Raw genomic sequence first — 24059 nt, 5'->3', positions numbered from 1 at the left:
AACGTTACCCTATATGGCTGAATTTCTGCACTTGCCCGAGGTACACCCGTGTTTTCCCAATTCGCCCTGCACGAACGCCTGCTCAAAGCCGTGGCCGCACTGAACTTTGTCGAGCCCACGCCTGTGCAGGCGGCGGCCATCCCCCTGGCGCTGCAAGGGCGTGACCTGCGGGTGACGGCGAAAACCGGTAGCGGCAAGACCGCCGCCTTCATGCTGCCCGTGCTCAACCGCCTGGTGGACCTGAAGCAGAGCCGTGTCGAGATCCGTGCCCTGGTGCTGCTGCCGACCCGCGAGCTGGCCCAGCAGACCCTCAAGGAAATCGAGCGTTTCGCCCAGTTCACCTACATCAAGGCCGGCATGATCACCGGTGGTGAAGACTTCAAGGAACAGGCCGCCATGCTGCGCAAGGTGCCGGACATCCTGGTCGGCACCCCGGGGCGCATGCTCGAACACCTCAATGCCGGCAACCTGCACCTTGAACATGTGCAGGCGGTGGTGCTGGACGAAGCCGACCGCATGCTCGACATGGGCTTTTCCGAAGACGTCGAGCGTCTGTGCAACGAGTGCGCGAACCGCGAGCAGACCCTGCTGTTCTCGGCTACCACTGGCGGTGCCGGCCTGCGCGACATGATCGGCAAGGTACTCAAAGACCCCGAGCACCTGATGCTCAACACCGTCAGCCAGCTCAACGACGGCACCCGCCAGCAGATCATCACCGCCGACCACAACCAGCACAAAGAACAGATCGTGCAGTGGCTGCTGGCCAACGAGACCTACCAGAAGGCAATCATCTTCACCAATACCCGGGTGATGGCCGACCGTATCTACGGTCACCTGGTGGCCAAGGACATCAAGGCATTCGTGCTGCACGGCGACAAGGACCAGAAGGACCGCAAGCTGGCCATCGAGCGCCTCAAGCAGGGCGGCGCCAAAGTGCTGGTGGCGACCGACGTCGCGGCCCGTGGCCTGGACGTGGACGGCCTGGACCTGGTGATCAACTTCGACATGCCGCGCAGCGGCGACGAATATGTACACCGTATCGGTCGTACCGGGCGCGCCGGCAACGAAGGTCTGGCAGTGTCGCTGATCTGCCATGGTGATTGGAACCTGATGTCGAGCATCGAGCGCTACCTCAAGCAGAGCTTCGAGCGCCGCACCATCAAGGAAGTCAAAGGCACCTATACCGGGCCGAAGAAGGTCAAGGCGTCGGGCAAGGCCGCCGGGGTCAAGAAGAAAAAGACCGACAAGAAGACCGACAAGAAGGTGGTGGCCAAACGCAAGCCGACCGCCAAGCCCAAGCCCAATGCTCCCTCCCTGGTGAGCCAGGACGGCATGGCACCGCTGAAGAAGCGCAAGCCGGCACCGGCTGCCGAGTAAGGTTGCAGGGCCTATTCGCCGGCAAGGCCGGCTCCTACAGGAGCTGTCTTGCCAGCGAACGCGTCATCCTCGATTCAGACTTTCTTCTCTGCCGCCTTCAGTTCCTGCATGCGCTTGTCGATCAGCTGGCATTTGTCCGGCAGGTCCTTGCTCTCGGTTCCCAGCTTCATCCCCTGTAATTCTTCATTGATCTCCTTGGCCTTCTGCGGGTTCTGCTCCGTCAGTTTGCTGACCTCCTTGGCCAGCTCCTCGCGCTTCTGCGTGGCCTCTTCCAGCGTGCAGGCCAAGGTGGGCACGGCAAATAGAAGGGCAGCGGCAGCGGTGATGCTCATCAGCGTTTTCATGGTCGGACCTCGTGTTCCATTACGGGCGAAGGTGTTCGGTGGAGGGCTGTGCCGGCCGGAAAGTTCAGTCGAACCGCTGCCGCGCGCGCCTGTCACACCCTTACATCCCCTTGCTGGAGGTTGGACCGATGAGCACTACCTATGACTGGGACCTGATGGAGCGCCTGCTGCACGAAGTGCAGAACGGCGCCGGCCACAGCTTTACCCCGCGCCCGTATGCCGAGCAGCATGCTGCCGGCCTGGCTGCCAAAGGCGATGCAGTGCCGGAGCTTGATCATCTGAAGACCAAGGCCTGCGAATACGAGAAGCTGCTGTTCGAGCGCGGCTTTATCGAGACGCGCCCTGAAGAGGAAGGGGGCAATGGCGAGAACTTCGTCCTTACCCAACGAGGCTCGCGCCTGCTCAGCCTTATCGACAGCGCAATCCCGGGCAATGATCATCCGCGCCAGGTGTTGAACGAGCAGGCTGATGCACTGGATGAGGCGACCTTCGACGAAGTGGCGTCAAAGGCACAAATCGCCTGATCGGGCTGGTAATCGCTGGCAGCAGGCCCTGATAATCGGCGCTGGATCCACTATTGCCGAGAGCCTGCCATGCCGTGCCGCGATAATGGGGGTCGCCCTTGAGCGCCCTTCGTAAGAATACCGACACCTTCGCTCTGCAGGTCATGCTGGGCCTGTGCCTGATCTGGGGCATCCAGCAGGTCATGATCAAGTGGGCCGCGCCGGACATCGCACCGGTGATGCAGGCCGCCGCGCGCTCGGGCATCTCGGCACTGATGGTCGCGTTGCTGATGTGCTGGCGGGGTGGCTGGGAACAGCTGGGCACTACCTGGAAGGGCGGTTTGCTGGCCGGTTCGCTGTTCGGCCTGGAGTTTCTGCTGATAGCCGAAGGGCTGCAACTGACGTCCGCGGCGCACATGTCGGTGTTCCTCTACACCGCGCCGGTGTTCACTGCGCTGGGGCTGCACTTCATGCTGCCCAGCGAGCGCCTTCGCCCGCTGCAGTGGCTCGGCATCCTGCTGGCGTTCGCCGGTATTGCCGTGGCCTTTGCCGGCGGACTGTCGCTGGACAACCTCGATGGGCGCATGCTGCTGGGCGATGCGATGGGCGTGATGGCCGGCATGGCCTGGGGCGCGACCACCGTCGTGGTGCGGGCTTCGCGCCTGTCGGAGGCACCGGCTACCCTGACCCTGTTCTACCAACTGATGGTCGGCTTCGTCGGCCTGCTGCTGATCGCGGTACTGACCGGGCAGGTCGGCCATGTGACGCTGACCGCCACATCGATCAGCAGCGTGCTGTTCCAGGCGGTGGTGGTGTCGTTCTTCAGCTACCTGACCTGGTTCTGGCTGCTGCGTCGCTACCTGGCGTCCAACCTGGCGGTGTTCTCGTTCATCACCCCGTTGTTCGGGGTGACGTTCGGCGTGTTGCTGCTGGGCGAGCCGTTGAGCCTGAACTTCATCCTGGGCGCCGTCTGCGTGTTGCTGGGCATTACCCTGGTCAGTGCCGAGCAGTGGGTACGCAGGCGTCTGCGGCGCCTGCTCGGCCAGTAGCCGGGCGCAACAGCAGGGCCCCGGCGATGATCAGGCCGCTGGCGGCCACTACCAGCGCCGGTTGCAGGCTGGCGCTGAACTGATTGCTCAACGCCGCCAGCAGCGGGCCGCTTAGCTGGCCGAGGGCGAAGCAGGTGGTCAGCAGGCCGGCATTGCGGTGGGTGGCGTGGGGGGCCAGTTCGCGCGAGCGCTGCATCACCAACTGCATGCAGGCCAGAAACGGCGTGCCGCACAGCAGTACACCCAGCGCCAGGCCGGCGCCGCTGCCCAGCAGGCAGGCCAGTACCCCAGCGGCCTGCAGCCACAACGTTGCCATCAGCCAGCGCGCCGTGCTGCCGTGGTGCGGGCGGCGCAGGCTGACCAGCACCACACCCATGGCGGCAGCCAGGCCGAAGGCCGGCCAGAACAGGTCGGCCAGCCACTGGCCGTGAAAACGTGCGCTGGCCATCTGTGACATGAAAGTGGCCGGAATGATGTATCCCACCCCGTACAGTGCATAGATCAGCCCCAGCCGCCCGATGCCGGGTGTCGCACCCTGCGCGGTGGCCTTGTGCGCGGGAACTGGTTGCGGGTGTGGCAGCGCGGGCTGGATCACCAGCAGCATCAGCAGCGCCACGGCGGCGTAGATCAGCCACAGCGGTGCCGAACCCAGCCCCTGCAGATTGGCGCCCAGTGCCAGCATCCCCGTGAGCAGGATACCCATGCCAGGGCCGGCGAACACCAGTGCGCCAAGGCGCGGTTGCCGGCTTTGAGCGGCCAGGTGCTGGGTCATGCCGGTGAGCGTCACCACCACCCACGCACTGGCGATGCCGGTGCCCAGGCGCAGCGCCATATGCGGCCAGAACCCGTGGGCCCAGAACGAGGCCAGGGTCAGCAGCACACACAGCCACAACCCGGCCAGCAGGCGCCTGCGCACCTGGGCGGGGCGGTGCGCGAACATCGCGTCGAGGGCGCCGAGCAGGTAGCCCAGGTAATTGGCGGCGGCTACCAGCCCGGCGGCGGTCAGGCTGATCTGGCCTTCGCTGATCAGGTGCGGCAGTTGCGGGGTGAGGGCGAATCGGCCGATGCCCATGGCCATCATCAGGGCAACGAAGCTGGCCAGCAGGCGCATTATCGAGGACATGGTCGGGTTCCTGTGCGATGAGCGTTGACCGTCAGGCTACTGCGGGTTGACTTTCATAAAAATTGAATAATGATGAGGAACTTGTTCTGCTTTGGAGAATTGCCGTGGAGCTGAGTCAACTGCGCATCTTTCAGGCGGTCGCCGAAGAGGGGTCGATCACCCGCGCGGCCGAGCGCCTGCACCGCGTGCCCTCCAACCTGTCCACGCGCCTGCGCCAGCTGGAAGAGCAACTGGGTGTGGAGCTGTTTCGGCGCGAGCGCCAGCGCCTGCAGCTGTCGCCGGCTGGCAAGGTGCTGCTGGACTACAGCGCACGCATGCTGGCGTTGCATGACGAAGCCTTTGCGGCGGTTCAGGGGGGCGAGCCGGCGGGGAATTTCGTGCTGGGCAGCATGTACAGTTCAGCGGCCATTCATCTGCCTGAGCTGCTGGCGCGCTATCACCGAGCTTACCCGGCGGTGAACCTGCAGGTGCAGACCGCCCCCAGCGGCGAATTGCTCGAAGGGCTGCTCAGCGGGCGTCTCGACGCGGCGCTGGTGGATGGACCGCTGGCCCTGGCCGGGCTCGATGGGGTGCCCTTGTGCGAGGAGACCCTGGTGCTGCTCACCGAGGCCGACCACCCGCCGGTGCGCAGTGCCCGGGATGTGGCTGGGCGTGCGGTGTTCACGTTTCGCCAGGGATGCTCGTACCGCATGCGGCTGGAGGCCTGGTACGCCCATGATCGTGCGGCGATGGGGCGGGTGATGGAAATCGAATCGTATCCCAGCATGCTGGCCTGCGTGATCGCCGGGGCGGGTGTGGCGTTGATGGCGACCTCGATGCTTGAAAGCCTGCCGGGCCGTGAACGGGTCACGGTGCACCCGTTGCAGTCGCCGTTCGACCAGACCACCACCTGGCTGATGTGGCGCAAGGGCATGTGCGGGGCCAACCTGAGTGCCTGGATAGCGGTGCAGGAAGCGGTGAAGGGGCAGGTGAGCGATGATGCCGAGGTGGCCCTGCGTGCCTGACTGAAATCAATAGAGAAGTTTTTACCCGGGCGTGATGCTGCACATGGGGCTATGATGAGTTTGTAGCGCCGCCGCCGTACTTCGCGCGCAGATGACCCGTGAGGGGGAGTTATGAGAAACGATCTGTTCAACTGGCTCCACGACCTGGCTGTGGCACTGGGGCTTGTCCCGCCACCCATGCAGCCTGTACCGATCCCTACCGATGAGGAGCAACGCAAACGCCAACCTCGGCGCTAGCGTGCTGCTGAAACCGACGCATTGCGCAATGCGTCGGTATTCTTTTGCGATTTTTCAGCCGTCCCCATTCCCACAAAATCCCTGAAAGGCTTTGGCTTTGGCTTTGGCTTTGGCTTTGGCTTTGGCTTTGGCTTTGGCTTTGGCTTTGGCTTTGGCTTTTGATCTTCCCGTCCCCCAGGAGGCCGAATGGAACCTGCGCGTAGTGGGGTGGAGGGCCATGGATGGCCCGTAAAGCGCCGATGGGCAGGGATGCCCGTTCGGCGTGGCCCCACGGAGCGTGGGTGGAATGAGGGGACCTGTAGCGAAGCGTAGGGCCGGATGATGGACGGGAGCGGTTTTGCTTACTTTTTCCAAGAAAAAAGTAAGCCGCTGTAAGAGCGGAAGGGGCCCTTGCTGGCTGCATCCATGCTGGATAAGCCTGCGCTTGCCGATGTTACAGAGCCTATTGCTGACCCAGGCGTGTTGCTGCCTTCGCGGGGCAAGGCCCGCTCCTACAGGTCGTCCATGACCCTCCGCCCTGCTACCCAGGCGGGGCGTCCTATGCCAGATTCACCGCGCCCACCGGCCGACGCGACATCAAACTCACCACCACAAAACTCACCAACCCGATAGCCAGGCTGTAGTAGATCGGCGTATTGGCATCCATCCCATCCTTGAACATGAACACCAGCGCCGTCACGAACCCCAGCCCCATGCTGGTGATTGCCCCGGCCGTGGTTGCACGCTTCCAGTAGATTGCCCCGATCAACGGCACCAGCATGCCGCCCACCAGCAGGTTGTACGCCAGGGTCAATGCACTGATCACATCCACTACCACCAGCGCGATCCCCAGCACCGCAATACCCGTAAGCAAGGTAAACAACCGGTTGATGCCAAGGCTCGACTGCTTGCCGCCACGCAGCTTGGGCAGCAGGTCTTCGGTCAGCACCGTGGAGGCAGCCAGCAAGCCGGCACTGGCGGTGGACATCATTGCCGCCAGGGCCGCGGCAATCACCAGCCCACGGATGCCGTCGGGCAACGCTGACTTCACGATCGCCGCAAACGCATTGTTGGCATTGCCCAGGTCAGGCAGCAGCACATGCGCACACATGCCGATCAGGGCACACACCAGGCCGTAGATCACGCAGTACACACCGGCCGTGGTACCGGCCCGCTGGGCGACTTTTTCGTCACGGGCAGTGAACACGCGCTGCCAGATGTCCTGGCCGATCAGGATGCCGAAGAAGTAGATCAGGAAGTAGGTGATGATGGTGTCCCAACCAATGGTGGTCAGGTTGAAGCTGGCAGCCGGCAGCTTGGCCACCAGTTCGTCCCAGCCGCCCACCCGGTACAGGCAGATCGGCAGCAGGATGAACATCAGGCCCACGGTCTTGATCACGAACTGCACAATGTCGGTCAGGGTCAGCGACCACATGCCGCCAATGGTCGAGTAGACCACTACCACGCCACCACCGAGCAGGATGGCGCCCCAGAACGGCAGGTCGAACAGCACCTGCAGCACGGTGCCGATGGCCAGGGTAGAGGTCACGGCGATCATCAGGGCGTAGGCCAGCATGATCACGGCGCTGGCCTGGCGGGCCATGGGGTTGTAGCGCTTTTCCAGCACCTGGGTCACGGTGAAGATGCGCAGGCGCAGCAGCGGCTTGGCCAGGAACAGGTTCAGGGCAATGATGCCCAGGCCCAGCGCGGCGCACAGCCAGAAGCCGGAAATGCCGTGCACATAGCCCAGCTTCACGGTGCCGACGGTAGAGGCGCCGCCCAGCACGGTGGCGGCCATGGTGCCCATATACAGGCTTGGGCCCAGATTGCGCCCGGCCACCAGGTAGTCTTCGTGGGTCTTCGCGCGGCGCATGCCGAACCAGCCCAGTACCAGCATGCCGGCGGCGTATATCAGTACAACGAATATGTCCAAGGCCATGGGGTGTCTCCGATTATCTTTATTATGGTGAGATCGATCGCCGGTGGCGTGCGCCAGGCGTCATTCATCCGCAAGCGGGCCGCGTGTACGGCCCGCCGAAAGGCTCCATCCGGGGGTGAAACTCCAGGCCGATGGCCGTTAGCGATGCGCTACGCCAGGCAGAACACACAGCATTTCGTACAACAGGTTGGCGCCGAGCAACGAGGTGTTGCCGGTGGTGTCGTAGGGCGGCGAGACCTCCACCAGATCGCAACCGATCAGGTCCAGCCCCTGGCAGCCACGGATGATCTCCATCGCCTGGATGGTGGTCAGGCCACCGATTTCCGGGGTGCCGGTGCCCGGTGCCCAGGCCGGATCGATGCCGTCGATGTCGAAGCTCAGGTAAACCGGACCACCACCGACCTTTTCACGCACTTCGGCCATCAGTGGCTCCAGCGACTTGTGCCAGCACTCCTCGGCCTGCACCACGCGAAAGCCCTGCTTGCGGCTCCAGTTGAAGTCTTCGGCGGTGTAGCCCTGGGCGCGCAGGCCGATCTGCACCACGCGGTCGCAGTCCAGCAGGCCTTCTTCGACGGCGCGACGGAAGGTGGTGCCGTGGGCGATCTTCTCGCCGAACATGTGATCGTTGACATCGGCATGGGCATCGATGTGCACCAGCCCGACCTTGCCGTGCTTCTTGTGGATCGCGCGCAGGATCGGCAGGGTGATGGTGTGGTCGCCGCCCAGGGTCATGGGGATCACGTCGTGCTCGAGGATCTCGTCGTAGGCCTCTTCGATGATGCGCACCGCGTCGAGGAGGTTGAAGGTGTTGATTGCCACGTCGCCGATGTCGGCGACCGACAGCGAGTCGAACGGGGCGGCGCCGGTGGCCATGTTGTACGGGCGGATCATCACGGATTCGGCACGGATCTGGCGCGGGCCGAAGCGGGTGCCGGAACGCAGCGAGGTGCCGATGTCCAGCGGGATGCCGATGAAGGCAGCGTCCAGGCCGGCGGCGCTGGGCAGGTGGGGAAGACGCAGCATGGTGGCGATGCCGCCGAAACGCGGCATTTCGTTGCCGCCCAGTGGTTGGTGAAGAATCTTGTCCACGGTCGGGCCTCACGGTTTGGATTGTTCTAGTTGTTGGAACCTGTCCGGCCGCCCTGCGAACAGGTGCAGCAATGCGCGAGGACAGGTGCATTGGCGCAGAGTCTGCAAAAGGTAGTGCGCCAAGAGAATCGCTACAGGCAAATACTTACTTCAGGTTTTCATGAACTAATGGCGATCAGCGGGTAGACTGGCGCGTATTCGTTGCCCTGTTGGAGCCTTTGCCATGGCCTCGGCCCTGCCTGATCTGAAATTGCTGCGCATCTTCGTCAGCGTGGTACGCCACCAGGGCTTCGCCAATGCCCAGCGCGAGCTGAACCTGTCCACGTCCGCCATCAGTACCTACATGAGCCAGCTGGAGTCGGCGCTGGGTATCGTGCTGTGCCACCGTGGGCGCGGCGGCTTCAGCCTCACCAGCAAGGGCGAACTGTTCCATCAGGAGACCCTGCGCCTGCTGGCCGAAATGGACGGTTTCGAGCAGTACGCGGCGGCGCTCAAGGGCGAGCTGCGCGGCACCCTGAACCTGGGGGTGATCGACTCCACGGTCGGCGATCGCGCATTGCCGCTGGCCGACGCCATCGGTGCCTATAGCCTCGAACACCCGGCCGTGCACCTGCACCTGTCGGTGTCCAGCCCCTACGAACTTCAACTGGGGGTGCAGGACAACCGCCTGGACCTGGCCATCGGCGCTTTCTCCACGCGCATGAGCGGGCTGGTGTATCAGCCGTTGTACCGCGAGCAGCATTGGCTGTACTGCAGCAACCGGCATTCGCTGTTCACCGAGCGGCGCATTCCCGAACAGGTGATCACCCAGCAGCGCATGGTCGGTCGAGGCTACTGGAGCCAGGCCGAACTGGCCCGCCACGGCTTCAAGCACAGCGCCGCCACGGTCGAGAGCATGGAGGCACAGCTGATCCTGGTACTGTCGGGGGCTTACATCGGCTACCTGCCTGAACACTATGCCCAGGCCTGGGTGGACAAGGGCGACCTGCGGGTGCTGTCGCCGGCGACCTTCGGCTATCAGGCGCCGTTCTCGCTGATCATTCGCCGGGGGCGCAGCCGCGAACCCTTGATCCAGACCTTTCGCGACCGCCTCAAGGCGCAGCTCACGCCGGCCTGATCGGATGCGCATGAAAATCTTTTGCGCAAATAGAAGAAAAATCCTTCAGACAAGCCCTACAAGCCCGTAAATGCTCTGCTAAACCTGTTCTTGCTTGTTGAAAATTCCCAACATCTTCCAAGCAGGGATCGCCGAGATGCGTACGAATCTGCCCGTCACTGAGCATGAAAGAACCTTCCCGAGCGATCAGCGCCTGATATCCACCACCGACCTCAACAGCCGCATCACCTACTGCAACGACGCCTTCGTCAGCATCAGCGGTTTTACCTACGACGAACTGGTGGGCCAGCCCCATAACCTTGTACGCCACCCGGACATGCCGCCCGCGGTGTTCGGGCACATGTGGGACACCCTCAAGCAAGGCAAGCCCTGGATGGGGGTGGTCAAGAACCGCGCGAAGAACGGCGATTTCTACTGGGTCAGTGCCTACGTGACGGCCATCTACGAGGATGGCCGTATCAGTGGCTACGAGTCGGTGCGCTCGGTGCCCACCCCGGACCAGATCCGTCGAGCCACGGCGTTGTATGCACGCTTGCGCCAGGGCCGGGGCGCCATGTCCTGGGCCGCGCGTGCAGCGGTGCAACTGGAGCTGGGCTGGCCGCTGGTAGGGGCGGCGCTGCTGTCGGCCGCCGGCTACCTGTGGCTGCCCCAGTACGCGGCGCTGGGCGTGTTGATGGCCAGCCTGCTCAGTGCCTGGTACCTGATCGAGGCCCATCACGACCGGATGATCCGGCGTACCCTGGCCGAGCACCCCAGGGCCTTCACCAGCCCGCTGGTAGCGCTGACCTACAGTGACAACCGGGGCCTGCAGGGGCAGTTGGACCTGGCGATCATCAGCGAGGAAGCGCGCCTGCAGACCGCGCTCACGCGGCTGGTGGACGCCGGCGTCGGGGTCAAGGCACGGGCCACGCAATCGAGCGACCTGTCCGGGGCCCAGGCGCAGATGCTCGACCGCCAGCGCTGCGAGACCGACCAGTCGGCGGCCGCCATTGCGCAGATGGCGGCGACCATCCAGCAGGTCACCCACAACGTGCAGGACACCGCCACGGCGGCGTCCGATGCCGACCAGTTGGCCCGCCAGGGCAGCGACCTGGCACAACGAAGCCTGCAGGCAATGGGCAGCATGGCCGATGCGGTGACCGAGATCGGCCAGGCGGTGAACGAACTGGCCGGGCAAACCCAGTCCATCGGCAGCGTGGTGGATGTGATCACCTCGATCGCCGAGCAGACCAACCTGCTGGCGCTCAATGCCGCCATCGAGGCGGCGCGGGCCGGCGAGCAGGGCCGCGGTTTTGCCGTGGTGGCCGACGAGGTGCGGTCGCTGGCGCTGCGCACGCGGGTCTCGACCGAGGAAATCCACCAGATTATCGCCAGCCTGCGTGCCGGGGCCGAGCGGGCGGTGAGCAGTGCCAGCCGCGGCGAGCAGATCTCGCGTGACAGCGTGCACAGTGTCGAGGCCGTGCAGACCGCGCTGGTGGGCATCAGCCAGGCGGTCAGCCGCATCACCGGCATGAGCCAGCAGATGGCCACGGCGTCGGAACAGCAGAGCCATGTGGCCGAAGACATCAACCAGCAGATCACGCGCATCGCCCAGCTGTGCGACCACAGCGCCGGGCAGGCCAAGCAGGGCGCCGAGATCAGCCAGGACCTGCAGCGCATGGCCGACTACCTGTACAGCCTGGCCGAACGCTTCAATCGCTGAATCCGCGCGTTTGACCCAGGGCGGTGAGGTATTTCGCGGGCCTGCTGTGGCACACTTCGCGCCCCAGGAGAACCCGATGTCCAGAATTCACTGCGAGCGCTGCCTGCGCCCACAAACCCATTGCCTTTGCGCGTTGATCCCCCGCCTGGACAGCCGCACCCGTGTACTGCTGCTGCAGCATCCCAGCGAAGTGAACCATGCCTTGAACACCGCCAGGCTGGCGGCGCTTGGCCTGCGCAATGCCGAGTTGCGGGTGGGCGAGGTGTTCGAGGATCTCGAGCAGTGGCTGACGCAGCCGGGGTATCGCACCGGCCTGTTGTTCCCGGGTGAGGGCGCGCAGGCGCTGCAGGCTTATGCTGGCGATGAGCGACCGTGGTTGCTGGTGGTGCCCGACGGCACCTGGCGCAAGGCGCGCAAGTTGCTGCATGTGAACCCTTTGCTGGCAACGTTGCCACGGGTCACGCTGGGGGCGTTGCAGCCGTCGCGCTACCGGTTGCGCAAGGCACCCGGGGAGGGCGCCTTGTCGACCATCGAGGCAGTGACGCAGGCATTGAACGTGCTGGAGGCGCCGGCGCTGTTCGATGCGCTGCTGCGGCCGTTCGATGCCCTGATCGAGGGGCAGATTGCGGCGATGGGGCAACAGACCTACGAGCGCAACCACCTGCGTTGATGGGCGCTAGCGCTCGCGCAACGCCTCGGTGCGTGCCTTGAGCACCGGCTTGAGCAGGTAATCCAGCACGCTCTTGTGCCCGGTGATGATGTCCACCGTGGCGGTCATGCCCGGGATGATCAGCAACGGTTTGTTGTCCCCGCCCAGGTGGTTCTTGTCGGTGCGCACCTGGATCAGGTAGAACGCGTTGCCCTTGTCGTCCGTCACCGTGTCGGCGCCGATCAGTTCCAGCTTGGCCTTCAGGCCACCATAGATCGTGTAGTCGTACGCACTGAACTTGACCATCGCGGTCTGCCCGGGGTGCAGAAAGGCCACGTCCTGTGGGCGCACCTTGGCCTCGATCAGCAGGTTGTCCTCCAGCGGCACGATCTCCAGCAGGTCGCTGCCCGGCTGCACCACACCGCCAATGGTGTTGACCTTGAGCAGCTTGATGATGCCGTGCACCGGCGACACCACGGTGGTGCGGGTGACGCGGTCGTCGATGGCGATGCTGGTGGCGGTGATCTTCGAAAGCTCGGTGCGCTTGTCGTTGAGTTCCTTGGCCGCCTCCGAGCGAAAGCCTGCCTCGGATTCCTCGATCTTGCTGCGGATCTCCGCCGCCGCCGCTTCGGCCCGCGGAATCGCCAGGCTGGTGGCGTTCAGCGAGCCGCGAGCCTCCACCGCGCTGCGCTTGAGGCGCAGGATCTCCACCGGCGAAATCGCGCCGGTGCCCACCAGCGGCGTGGACATGTTCAGCTCTTGCTGCAGCAATGCCAGGCCCGAGCGGTACTGCTCCAGTTTGGAGCGAAACTCGGCCAGTTCCTGGGTTTTCTGCCGCAGTTGCTCGTTGAGCGTCTGTTTCTCGCTGGTGAGGCGGCGCTGGCGCGACTGGTACAGCGACAGTTCGTCCTCGGCCACCTGCGGGGCCTTGCTGCGTACCACCTCCGAGAGCTGGAAGGGGCGGCCCTCGGCCTCGGCGGACAGGCGCTCGACCTGTGCGGTCAGGGCATAGCGGTCGGCTTCGCTTTCGCCCTTGTTCGACAGAAAGCGCGTGTCGTCCAGGCGCAGCAGGGTGTCGCCCTTGTTCACCATCTGCCCCTCGCGCACGAAGATCTCGGTGACGATGCCGCCCTCCAGGTTCTGGATCACCTGCACCTTGCTCGACGGGATGGCCTTGCCTTCGCCCATGGTGACTTCATCGAGCACCGCGAATTTGGCCCACACCAGTGCCACCAGCAGCAAGCCTGCCGCCAGCCACACGGTGATGCGCGACAGGCGGGGCGAGTCCTGCAGCGTCGCGCCGGCCAGGTCCGGCATGTACTCGCGTTCGGCAGTCTTGCCGAAGCTGCGGATGTAATCGCCCAGGCCGGACAATGCAGACATGCTGATACCCCTCAGAGTGCAGAGCCGACACGGCCCTTGCGCAGTGCATCGATGACCGCGTCCTTGGGCCCGTCGGCCACCACCTTGCCGTTGTCCAGCACCACCAGGCGGTCGACCAGGCTGAGCATAGAGGTGCGGTGGGTGACCAGCAGCAGGGTCTTGCCCTGCACCCAGCCGTGCAGGCGCTGGCGCAGCTGGTCTTCGCTGCTGTTGTCCATATGGCTGGTGGGCTCGTCGAGGATCAGGATCGGCGGTTCCAGCAGCATCGCGCGGGCCAGCAGCACGGTCTGGCGCTGGCCGCCGGAGAGCAGCATGCCGCGCTCGCCCACCGGCCGTTCGAAGCCTTGCGGGTGCTGGCGGGCCAGTTCGCTCACGCCGGTCATCTCGGCCACTTCGAGCATGCGCGCATCGCTGACGTAGCGTGCGCCCAGGGTCAGGTTGTCGCGCAGGCTGCCGGCCAGCAGCGGCAGGTCATGGGCCACGTAGCCGAGCTGCTGGCGCAGGTCGGCGATGTCGAGCTGGCGCAGGTCGAGGTTGTCGAGCAAGATCTGCCCCTCTTCGGGTTCGTAGAAGCCCATCAGCAGGCGTGCCAGGGTGCTCTTGCCCGAGCCGCTGCGACCGATGATGCCGATGCGCTCGCCCGGCTTGACCGTGAAGCTCACGTTGTCCAGCGCTGCGGCGTTCTGCCCGTTGTAGCGGAAGGTCACCTGGCTGACCTGCAGCGCGCCGTGCAACTGGGTGCGCTCCAGGGTCTGCTGGCCGGCAGGGCGTTCCTGGGGCAGGGCCATCAGCGCGTCGGTGCTGTGCATGGTCAGCTGGGCCTGCTGGTAGCGGGTGATCAGCCCGGCGATCTGGCCCAATGGTGCGAGCACGCGGCTGCCGAGCATGTAGCTGGCCACCAGGGCACCCACGCTGAGGTTGCCGGCAATGATGCTGTACACCCCGGCGACGATGGTGGCCATGCCGCACAGCTGCTGGATGAACAGGGTGCCGTTGGTGGCCAGTGCCGAAAGGTTGCGCGCCTGTACGTCGAGGCGGGTGAGGGCGCCGTGGGTGCTTTCCCACTGGTGCTGGCGCTCGCTTTCGGCCCCGCAGGCCTTGAGGGTTTCCAGGCCGCCCAGGGTCTCGATCAGCAGCGCCTGGCGCAGCGCGCCCAGGCTCAGGCTTTTTTCCACGGTATCGCGCAGGCGTGCCTGGATGAACAGCGCAAAGGCGATGGTGATCGGAAAGGCCACCAGCGGAATCACCACCAGCCAGCCGCCCAGCAGGCCGATCACCAGCAGCATCAGCACCACGAAGGGCAGGTCGATGACGCTGGTCAGGGTCACCGCCGTGAGGAATTCGCGCAGGCCCTGGAAGTCGTGGATGCTCTGGGCGAAGCCGCCGATGGTGGCCGGGCGGGCCTTCATCGACATGCCGGTGATGCGCTCGAACAGGGTGGCCGACAGGATCAGGTCGGTCTTCTTGCCGGCCTGGTCCAGCAGGTGCGCACGCACCACGCGCAGCACCAGCTCGAACAGGGTGCCGAGCATCAGGCCGATGACCAGCACCCACAGGGTGGAGGTGGCCTGGTTGGGCACCACCCGGTCGTAGGTCTGCATCACGAACAGCGGCACCATCAGGCCCAGCAGGTTGATCAGCAGGCTGGCCAGCAAGGCGTCGCTGTAGAGCCAGCGCGACTGCTTGAGGGTGTCACGGAACCAGGCGTTGACCCTGGGCAGCAGCGGTGTGCGCAGGTCTTCGACCTCGTGGCGCGGGCGTGCGAACAGGGCCTGGCCGCTGTAGACGTCGGCCAGCTCCTGGCGGCTGACCCACTGCTCGCCGCCTTCGGCTTCACTGGGCAGTATCAGGGCTTGGTCGTTCTCGCCCCAGCGCCGCAGCACGGCGCTGCGGCCATCGGCAAGCAACAGCAGCACCGGCAGATTGAGCGCCGAGATCGCGCCCAGCTCGCGGCGCAGTACCCGTGCCTGCAGGCCGGCCCGGGCCGCTGCGCGCGGCAGCAGGTCGAGGCTCATGCGTTGTTCGGCCAGCGGCAGGCCGGCACACAGGCTGCTGCGACTGACCGCAGCGCCGTGCAGCTTGCACAGTATCAGCAGCCCGTCGAGCAACGGGTCATCGAAGCTCTGGCGCGGGTCGGCGGTGCCGGCCGGCTGCATGCTGGTCATGGGCGGCTCCTCGGGCGGTCGAACGTGTTCAACGCAGGTCCGGCAGCGTGGCGTCGCTTCTGACTTCGCTGCGTGCAATGGCCTCCGGTGGCAGCGAGATCTTCTGTTTGCTCAGCAACTCGCCCATGTTGGCCAGCACCCGGTACATCGAGAACTCCTCGGTGTAGCGCACTTCGGTGTAGCGACGGTTGGCGTTGTACAGCTCGTTCTCGCTGTCGAGCAGGTCGAGCAGGGTGCGTTGGCCCAGGCCGAACTGATCCTGGTAGGCGGCGCGCACACGGGTGGTGGTGTCGGCGTATTCGCGTGCAGTCGGGGTTTGCAGGCGCGCGTTGGTCATGGCGTTCCACGACAGCGCGAGGTTTTCGTTGAGGGTGCGCAAGGCGTTGTTGCGGATGTCCATGGCCTGGTTGATCTTGTGCGCATCCGACTGCAGGCGGGCCTTGTCGCTGCCGCCCTTGAACAGGTTGTAGCTCATCACCACGCCGGCTCGCCAATCGCTGTTGGCATGCCCGGGTTCACCGGCGATGTTGTTGTTGGCGCCGGTGGCGAGCTCTGCATCCAGGCGCGGGTAGAACGGCGACTTGGCCACTTCGTACTGTTGCTCGGCGGCCTGGATGTCGGCCTGGGCCGACTTGAGGTAGGGGTTGTTCTGCAACATGGCCTGGCGCGCCTGGGTCAGGTCGCCGGGCATCTCGCCCTTGATCGACACCGGGGTTTCCAGCTCGTCGGGGGCACGCCCGACCACGCTGATGAAGTTGGCTTCGGCATCGGCCAGGTCGACCTGGGCGGTGTACAGGTTATTGTCGGCCAGCGCCCGGCGTGCGGTGGACTGGTCGAGGTCGGCATTGCTGCCCACGCCGCGCTCGCTGCGCAGGCCGATCTGGTCGTTGACGCGCAGGTGTGCCTGCAGGTTGTTCTTGGCCAGGGTCACCAGCTCGCGGCGCTTGAGCACTTCCAGGTACACCTCGATGGCGCGCAGGGCGATGGTCTCGGAGGTGGCCTGCACGTAGTAGGCGCGTGAATTGACCACGGCCTCGGTGCGGCCCACTTCATTGGCGGTATTGAAGCCGTCGAACAGCATCTGGCGCAGGCGCAGTTCGGACTGGGTGTAGTTCAGGGTTTCCTTGTTGTGATTGCGGCTGCCGTCGGCGTTGAAGCCGCGGGTGTTGGTGTTGTCTGAACGTTCGCGTCCGTAGCCGGCCATCAGGTCGACGGTGGGAAAGTAGCCCCCTCTGGCCACCTTCACATCCTCGTCGGCGGACAGCCGGCTATTGATCCCGGCCTTGTTCTCCGGGTGGTAGTCCACGGCGCTCTGCACGGCTTGTGACAAGGACATGGCCTGCGCGTTGGCACAGATCATGGCGAACAGAATCGCGCTGCTGATGGGGGTCAAAACGCGCATGGATGACATCTCCCTGATTTCTTGTGGTCTCTCAATCGCCAAAAAAATGACGAAAAATGGAGGTCAAACCGTTTCAGGCTTGTAACAACAGAGCTAAGAACATTTAACGGCCAACCTAAGAAGTATTTCTCATAACCGATATGCGAAAAAAAACTTATGCGCTGTGCTCAAAGCAAGACATTGTTCTCTTCAGATAGCTCGAAAACAGGCGCAGATGTTGGCCTGTCAGGGCGTCCGATAAAGTTCCTCGTTTTTTGCAGCATTGGGTATGGAGTGAGCGGAGGGGAGGTCAACGCGGCGAAATATGGCGACAAAATTTTGGCTCATGGCCGATTGCCAGATCGCAGCGTGACTTAACCGGAGCATGGGCAGGCCGAATGCATTGATTTCGTTGAGATCGGTGCGTGCGGTCGCAAGGTTGTTCTCCGAGTCGGCCGGGCATTGCCCGCGCCAGGTTTCGCGATACCCCGGCACGTGTTTGCGAAAACCTTCGGCAATGGAGGCATGCTCATGGCTAATTTGATCGGTGTGGTCAGCAAGGTTGTCGGCCAGGTATTCGCGGTAGCGGCCGATGGCGGTCGACGTGCCCTGGTGGAAGGCGACCGCCTTTATGCCGGGGAACAACTGGAAACCGGCGCGGCCGGGGCAGTGGCGGTGCACCTGGAAAACGGTGCCGAGCTGACTCTGGGCCGTGACAGCAGCCTGCAGCTGTCTCCCGACCTGCTGGCCAACCATGCCTCGCACGTGAACGCGCCCGAGACGGTGACGCCCAGCCAGGCACAACTGACCGATGTGGAGAAACTGCAGCAGGCCATTGCGGCGGGCGCCGATCCCAGCCAGGAGGGCGAAGCTCCGGCGGCGGGCCCCGGCAACGGCGGTTCGCCAAGCGCATTGGGCGGCGGCCATTCGTTCGTGCAGCTCACCGAGGTGGGAGGGCACCTGGACCCGGTGATCGGCTTTCCGACGGCGGGTTTCAACAGCATCCCCGAGATTCCCGAACCCTGGATTGGCGCGCGGGGTGATGACCAGGGCCCTGGCGGTTTCGTGCCGCCGGTGATCCCGCCGGTTGAGCCGCCCATCGACCACCCGGTGACACTGGACGGGCTGGAGGTGAATGGCGGTGAACTGACCGTGTACGAGAAGAACCTGGCCGATGGCTCAAGCCCCGATAATGGCGCGCTGACCCAGAGCGGCAGCTTTACCGTGCATGCCCCCGATGGCCTGCACACGCTTACCGTCGGGGGCATCAACGTGGTGATCGGCGGGGTGGTCAGTGGTTTTCCGCAATCGATCACCACGGGGCTGGGCAATACCCTCACCATCACCGGCTACAACCCCGCCACAGGCGTGGTGAGCTACAGCTACACCTTGCTCGACAACGAAGCTCATCCCGCTGGCCAGGGCATCAACAACATCGGTGAGAGCTTCAGCGTGGTGGCCATCGACAGCGATGGCAGCAAGGCCACCGGCAGCCTGGACGTGAACATTGTCGATGACGTGCCGCAGGCCAGGCCCGACAGCGCCTCGGTAGTCGAAGGCGGTACCGTCACCGGCAACGTGCTGCACAATGACAGCCTGGGCGCCGATCGCCCGCCGGTCGAGCACACGGTGGTCGGTGTGCGGGCCGGCTCCGATACCTCGACATCGGCCATCGGCTCGCTGGGCGTGAACATTGCGGGTACCTACGGCACGCTGGTGCTCAACGCCAACGGCGAGGCGGTGTACAAGGCCGACCCAAACGCCGTGCCGCCAGCGGGCGCGACCGATGTGTTCACCTACACCATCCGCGATGCGGACGGCGATGAAAGCACCACGACCATCACCATCAATGTCACCGACAGCAAGCTCGTCGCCTGCCCGGACAGCGTCACGGTGTATGAAAAGGCCCTGGACCTGGTCCAGGACCCGCAAGACCTTGCGCCGGGCACGGTGGTGGGCAGCAACCCGGGCTCGGCGGGCGAGACCGCGACCGGAACGCTGGCCGGCTCGGTCGGTGGTGGCTCCGGCGCGCTGACCTTCACGCTGGTGGGCAGCAGCACCGGCGCCTACGGGCAGATCCAGATCAACGCCGACGGCAGTTACAAGTACACCCTGACGTCCGCGCCGCAGGTGGGCGGTGGCAACGACGGGGCCAATGTGGTCACCTCCGAAACCTTCACCTACAAGGCTACCGACGCGCTGGGCAACAGCGTCACCAGCACCATCGTGATCAAGATCGTGGACGATGTGCCACGGGCAGAGTCGGACAGCACCACGGTGGTGGAGGGCGGCACGGTCACCGGCAACGTGCTGCTCAACGACATCCTGGGTGCAGACGGTGCAGCCCAGGGTGGTGCGGTGGTGGGTGTGCGGGCAGGCGCCGACACCTCTACCTCGGCCATCGGCTCGCTGGGCGTGAGCATCGCCGGCACCTATGGCACGCTGATCCTGAATGCCAATGGCGAGGCGATCTACAAGGCCGACCCCAACTCGGTAGCGCCAACCGGCGCCAAGGACGTGTTCACCTACACCATCCGCGATGCGGACGGCGATGAAAGCACCACGACCATCACCATCAATGTCACCGACAGCAAGCTCGTCGCTTGCCCGGACGATGACATCAAGGTGTACGAGCGCGGGCTGGACCTGGTGCAGGACGCCTGGGACCTGGCGCCTGGCACGGTAGAAGGCAGCGCGCCGACCAGGGCTACGGAAACCTCGGTCGGCAACCTTCAAGGCCGGGTGGGCGGTGGCTCCGGTGCCCTGACCTACAGCCTGGAAGGCAGCGCCATTGGTAACTACGGGCAGATTCAGATCAACGCCGACGGCAGCTACAAGTACACCCTGACCTCGGCGCCGCATATCGGCAACGGCAACGACGGCGCCAACGTCGTGAGCACCGAGACCTTCACCTACAAGGCCACCGATGCGCTGGGCAACAGCGTTACCAGCACCATCGTGATCCATATCGTCGACGACATGCCCATCGCCGAATCGGACAGCGCCACGGTGATGGAAGGCGGAACGGTCACCGGCAACGTGCTGCTCAACGACATCCTGGGTGCAGACGGTGCAGCCCAGGGCGGTGCGGTGGTGGGTGTGCGGGCGGGCGCCGACACCTCGACCTCGGCCATCGGTTCGCTGGGCGTGAGCATCGCCGGCACCTACGGCACGTTGATCCTGAACGCCAATGGCGAGGCGATCTACAAGGCCGACCCCAACTCGGTAGCGCCAACCGGCGCCAAGGACGTGTTCACTTACACCATCCGCGACGCGGACGGCGATGAAAGCACCACGACCATCACCATCAACGTCACCGACAGCAAGCTGGTGGCCTGCGCCGATACCGAGGTGAAAGTCTACGAAAAAGCGCTGGACCTGACCCAGGACCCGCAGGACCTGGCCCCGGGCACGGTGGTGGGCAGCAACCCTACCTCGCCTGGCGAGACGGGTACCGGTACCCTGGTCGGCTCGGTCACGGGCGGTTCCGGCGCGCTCACCTACACGCTGGTGGGCAGCACTACAGGTGCCTATGGGCAGATTCAGCTCAATGCCGACGGCAGCTACAAGTACACCCTGACCTCGGCGCCGCACATCGGCAACGGCGACGACGGGGCGAATATCGTCACGTCCGAGACCTTTACCTACAAGGCGACCGACCAACTGGGCAACAGCGTCACCAGCACCATCGTGATCAAGATCGTGGATGACGTGCCAAGGGCGGAGTCCGACAGCACCACGGTGGTGGAGGGCGGTACGGTCACCGGCAATGTGCTGGATAACGACACATTGGGGGCAGACGGCCCGGCCCAGGGCGGGGCGGTGGTGGGTGTGCGGTTCGGCGCCGACACCTCGACCTCGGCCATCGGCTCGCTGGGCGTGGGCATCGCCGGCACCTATGGCACCCTCATCCTGCATGCCAACGGCGAGGCCGAGTACAAGGCCAACCCCAATGCGGTGACGCAGGACGGTGCACAGGACACCTTCACCTACACCATTCGTGACGCGGACGGCGACGAAAGCACCACCACCATCACCATCAATGTCACCGACAGCAAGATCGTCGCCTGCCCCAACAACGAGGTCACGGTGTACGAGAAGGCCCTGGACCTTAGCCAGGACCCGAACGACCTCGCCCCCGGCACCGTGACCGGCAGCGACCCCGGCTCAGCGGGTGAAACCGCGACCGGCAGCCTGGTGGGCTCGGTCAGCGGAGCCAGCGGCGCGATCACCTATACGCTGGTGGGCAGCAGCACGGGCGCCTATGGGCAGATTCAGCTCAACGCCGACGGCAGCTTCAAGTACACCCTCACGTCCGCACCCAAAACCGCAGGCGGGCTCAACGACGGCCCCAACGTGGTCACCAGCGAGACCTTCGTCTACAAGGCCACCGATGCGGCCGGCAATTCGACCACCAGCAACATCGTGATCAATATCGTCGATGACATGCCCACAACGGCTGACGCCGTGCGCTCGACCACACCGGGGCAGGTGGACACCAACGTCATGCTGATCATCGATGTGTCCGGCAGCATGGCCGACAATTCCGGGGTGCGCGGCCTGTCGCGCCTGGAGCTGGCCAAGGAGGCCATCGGCGCACTGCTGGACAAGTACGACGACATGGGCGATGTGAAGGTGCAGGTCGTCACGTTCTCCACCGGTGCCAGTGATCGCACCGACGTGTGGGTGACGGTGGCCGAGGCCAAGGCCCTGATCAAGGACCTGACCCCGGGTGGCTCGACCTATTACGACTCGGCAGTCAACGTGGCGCAGACGGCCTACCAGACGCCGGGCAAGCTGGAGGGGGCGCAGAGCGTCAGCTACTTCTTCTCGGACGGTGCGCCGACCTCGGGGCATGCCCTGACCGAAACGCGCACCGGCAACTGGGAGAACTTCCTGGGCGACAACGGCATCAAGTCGTATGCGATCGGGCTGGGCAGCGGCGTCAACACCGGCAATCTCAACCCGGCTGCCTATGACGGCAGTACCCACACCAATACCAACTCGGTGGTGGTCACCGACCTGGCGCAACTGGACAACGTGCTGTCGGGCACCGTGCAGGGCGCGCCGATCACCGGCAGCCTGATGAGCGGTGGCGACTTCGGTGCCGATGGTGGCTTCATCAAGTCGCTGTTGATCGACGGCACCACCTACACCTTCGACCCCAAAGGCAACGCCAACCAGCCCAGCTATGCAGCCAGTGGCGGCGCAGACCGCGGCACCTTCGACGCGAACACCCACAGCATCACGGTCAAGACCGCGCTGGGCGGGTCGCTGGTGGTGGACATGGACAACGGCCAGTTCACCTATACGCCGCCCAAGGACAGCGGCAGCAATCAGGTGGAGACCATCCGCTTCGTGGCCAGCGACAACGACGGCGACCTGAGCGGTGCCAACCTGGTGATCAACGTCAACACCAATGCTGCGCCGGTGGCCGGTGCCGATCATGTCATCACCAATATCCTTGCGCCGAGCATCAGCGTGCCGGCCGCCGCCTTGCTGGCCAACGACAGCGACGCCAACCACGATCGCCTGAGTGCGGCGCCGATCACCTTCAACACCGGCTGGACCAAGGGGGCGGATTTCACGGCCGGCAACGGCAAGACGGTCATCACCTTCACCGGCCAGGACGACACGCTGGCCAATCAGGAGCGGGTTCTGGCGCGCAGTGCCTTTACCGGCGCAGCCGGGTCGATGACCGCGGCGCTGGTGGTCAGTGGCTACCTGGGGGCGGTGAGTGCTGCCAATGGCAATGACGAAGACGTGATCAAGGTAAGCCTGCGCGAGGGCGAAACCCTGACCCTGGACCACAACCGCACCGCTGATCGCAACTTGCTGATGCAGTGGAAGGATGAGGGCGGCACCTACCACACCATCGCCGATGGCGGCAGTTTCACCGCCAGCCATGATGGGGTGTACAGCATCCATCTGGTCAACCAGGTCAATGACGACGGCGGCAAGGGCGCAGAAAGCTACCAGCTGAACATGTCGATCAACTACGCCGGGGCGCATGACTACACGCCCACCTACAACGGCACCTATACCGTCAGCGACGGCCATGGCGGCAGCGCCACGGGGGCGGTGGACATCACCTACCAGGCCGGCAGTACCCTGGAAGGCACCAGCCACGACGACGTGCTGCTGGCCGGGAGCGGTGATGACGTTCTCAATGGCGGTGCAGGCAACGACGTGCTGATTGGCGGCGATGGCAACGACAAGCTCTACGGGGGGGATGGCAACGACCTGTTGATCGGCGGCAACGGCAACGATCTGCTCGACGGTGGCGCTGGCAACGACACCGCCAGCTACGCCGGGGCGAGCGCTGGGGTGACGGTGAGCCTGGCGCTGACCGGTGAGCAGAACACGATCGGCGCCGGGCTCGACAAGCTGGTGTCGATCGAGAACCTGATCGGTTCCGACCACGACGACAAGCTGACCGGCGACGACAACGCCAACACGCTGATCGGCGGCCTGGGCAACGACATCCTGATCGGGGGCGGCGGTGACGATCTGCTGATCGGCGGGCCGGGCAACAATACCCTGACCGGTGGCGCGGGCAGCGATACCTTCCTGTGGCAACAGGGCAATACTGGCCACGACAAGGTGACCGACTTTACCCCGGGTACCGATCGGCTGGACCTCTCGCAATTGCTGCAGGGCGAGAACGCGACGTCGGCGTCGCTGGACGATTACCTGCACTTCACGGTGACGGGCACGGGCAACGGCGTGATATCGACCATCCAGGTGAGTGCGGTGGCCGGCGCGGCGCCGACCCAGACCATCGAACTGGCCGGCGTGGACCTTGCCCATCACTATGGGGTGACGGCGGGCGCGGGTGGGGTCATCTCGGCGGGGGCGGATACAGCCACGGTGATCAACGGGATGCTCAATGATCATTCGTTGAAGGTGGATACGGTGTGACATGAGGCGCAGATGGCGCAGCTGACCTGCCGCTGCCATCGCGGGCCAAGCCCGCTCCCACAAGAGCAATGAAGTAGCTGTGGGAGCGGGCTTGGCC

17 protein-coding genes are annotated in these 24059 nt (G+C 64.7%); 10 read left to right on the top strand and 7 right to left on the bottom strand.

Features of this window, described 5'->3' with window-relative positions:
* Positions 1–48: 48 nt before the first annotated feature.
* Complete coding sequence (locus QMX96_RS00080) at positions 49–1377, top strand: DEAD/DEAH box helicase (RefSeq protein WP_043864144.1); 1329 nt, start codon at positions 49–51, stop codon at positions 1375–1377.
* A gap of 74 nt (positions 1378–1451) precedes the next feature.
* On the opposite strand, the gene QMX96_RS00075 is transcribed toward QMX96_RS00080, so the two are convergent.
* Positions 1452–1721, bottom strand: coding sequence for a hypothetical protein (locus tag QMX96_RS00075; RefSeq protein ID WP_282360327.1), 270 nt, complete (start codon positions 1719–1721; stop codon positions 1452–1454).
* Between the two features lie 128 nt (positions 1722–1849).
* Between QMX96_RS00075 and QMX96_RS00070 the strand changes: the two genes are divergently transcribed.
* Both QMX96_RS00070 and QMX96_RS00065 read left to right on the top strand, forming a co-directional pair.
* The gene (locus QMX96_RS00070) at positions 1850–2245 is read left to right on the top strand and encodes a hypothetical protein (protein WP_043864142.1); all 396 of its coding nucleotides are present in this window, start codon (positions 1850–1852) and stop codon (positions 2243–2245) included.
* A gap of 98 nt (positions 2246–2343) precedes the next feature.
* Complete coding sequence (locus QMX96_RS00065) at positions 2344–3273, top strand: DMT family transporter (protein ID WP_043864141.1); 930 nt, start codon at positions 2344–2346, stop codon at positions 3271–3273.
* Here the strand turns inward: QMX96_RS00065 and QMX96_RS00060 are convergent.
* On the bottom strand, positions 3221–4396 hold the full coding sequence (locus QMX96_RS00060; RefSeq protein ID WP_282360326.1) for an MFS transporter: 1176 nt from the start codon (positions 4394–4396) through the stop codon (positions 3221–3223). The genes QMX96_RS00065 and QMX96_RS00060 overlap by 53 nt on opposite strands.
* Before the next feature lie 104 nt (positions 4397–4500).
* Between QMX96_RS00060 and QMX96_RS00055 the strand changes: the two genes are divergently transcribed.
* The 3 genes from QMX96_RS00055 to QMX96_RS00050 all read left to right on the top strand — a co-directional run bounded on the left by QMX96_RS00055 (position 4501) and on the right by QMX96_RS00050 (position 5799).
* Positions 4501–5400 (top strand): LysR family transcriptional regulator, encoded by a 900-nt coding sequence (locus tag QMX96_RS00055; RefSeq protein ID WP_282360325.1) that lies wholly within the window; start codon positions 4501–4503, stop codon positions 5398–5400.
* Between the two features lie 111 nt (positions 5401–5511).
* Positions 5512–5637, top strand: a complete 126-nt coding sequence (locus QMX96_RS26925) for a PA1414 family protein (protein WP_286900691.1) — start codon at positions 5512–5514, stop codon at positions 5635–5637.
* Between the two features lie 21 nt (positions 5638–5658).
* Positions 5659–5799, top strand: coding sequence for a hypothetical protein (locus tag QMX96_RS00050; protein ID WP_282360323.1), 141 nt, complete (start codon positions 5659–5661; stop codon positions 5797–5799).
* Between the two features lie 376 nt (positions 5800–6175).
* Here the strand turns inward: QMX96_RS00050 and QMX96_RS00045 are convergent, their stop codons facing one another.
* Both QMX96_RS00045 and speB read right to left on the bottom strand, forming a co-directional pair.
* Positions 6176–7555 carry a sodium:solute symporter gene (locus QMX96_RS00045; protein WP_043864137.1) on the bottom strand — a complete coding sequence of 460 codons (1380 nt, stop codon included), beginning with the start codon at positions 7553–7555 and terminating at the stop codon, positions 6176–6178.
* Positions 7556–7693: 138 nt separating this feature from the next.
* Positions 7694–8644, bottom strand: coding sequence for an agmatinase (gene speB / locus QMX96_RS00040; protein WP_043864136.1), 951 nt, complete (start codon positions 8642–8644; stop codon positions 7694–7696).
* 223 nt (positions 8645–8867) lie between these two features.
* Here speB and QMX96_RS00035 point away from each other — a divergent pair, with 223 nt between their 5' ends.
* The 3 genes from QMX96_RS00035 to QMX96_RS00025 all read left to right on the top strand — a co-directional run bounded on the left by QMX96_RS00035 (position 8868) and on the right by QMX96_RS00025 (position 12133).
* Complete coding sequence (locus tag QMX96_RS00035) at positions 8868–9761, top strand: LysR family transcriptional regulator (RefSeq protein WP_043864135.1); 894 nt, start codon at positions 8868–8870, stop codon at positions 9759–9761.
* Positions 9762–9897: 136 nt separating this feature from the next.
* Positions 9898–11463, top strand: coding sequence for a PAS domain-containing methyl-accepting chemotaxis protein (locus QMX96_RS00030; RefSeq protein ID WP_282360320.1), 1566 nt, complete (start codon positions 9898–9900; stop codon positions 11461–11463).
* Positions 11464–11539: 76 nt separating this feature from the next.
* A complete protein-coding gene (locus QMX96_RS00025; protein WP_058541545.1) occupies positions 11540–12133 on the top strand; it encodes a DTW domain-containing protein in 594 nt (197 codons plus the stop codon).
* 6 nt (positions 12134–12139) lie between these two features.
* On the opposite strand, the gene QMX96_RS00020 is transcribed toward QMX96_RS00025, so the two are convergent.
* The 3 genes from QMX96_RS00020 to QMX96_RS00010 are packed head-to-tail and all read right to left on the bottom strand — an operon-like array spanning position 12140 to position 17062.
* Positions 12140–13495, bottom strand: coding sequence for an HlyD family type I secretion periplasmic adaptor subunit (locus QMX96_RS00020; protein WP_043864132.1), 1356 nt, complete (start codon positions 13493–13495; stop codon positions 12140–12142).
* A gap of 11 nt (positions 13496–13506) precedes the next feature.
* Positions 13507–15660, bottom strand: coding sequence for a type I secretion system permease/ATPase (locus QMX96_RS00015; RefSeq protein ID WP_043864131.1), 2154 nt, complete (start codon positions 15658–15660; stop codon positions 13507–13509).
* Positions 15661–15688: 28 nt separating this feature from the next.
* Positions 15689–17062: a TolC family outer membrane protein gene (locus tag QMX96_RS00010; RefSeq protein WP_282360309.1), complete on the bottom strand. Its 1374-nt coding sequence runs from the start codon at positions 17060–17062 to the stop codon at positions 15689–15691.
* A 510-nt stretch (positions 17063–17572) separates the two neighbouring features.
* Here QMX96_RS00010 and QMX96_RS00005 point away from each other — a divergent pair.
* The gene (locus tag QMX96_RS00005; RefSeq protein ID WP_282360307.1) at positions 17573–23962 is read left to right on the top strand and encodes a retention module-containing protein; all 6390 of its coding nucleotides are present in this window, start codon (positions 17573–17575) and stop codon (positions 23960–23962) included.
* The last annotated feature ends 97 nt before the right edge of the window (positions 23963–24059 follow it).

It is taken from the genome of Pseudomonas sp. PS01300 (genome assembly GCF_029960155.1).
GTDB classification, from domain to species: Bacteria; Pseudomonadota; Gammaproteobacteria; order Pseudomonadales; family Pseudomonadaceae; genus Aquipseudomonas; species Aquipseudomonas palmensis.
The sequence above is the reverse complement of the archived record's forward strand: the minus strand, read 5'-3'. Positions and strand labels throughout refer to the sequence as shown.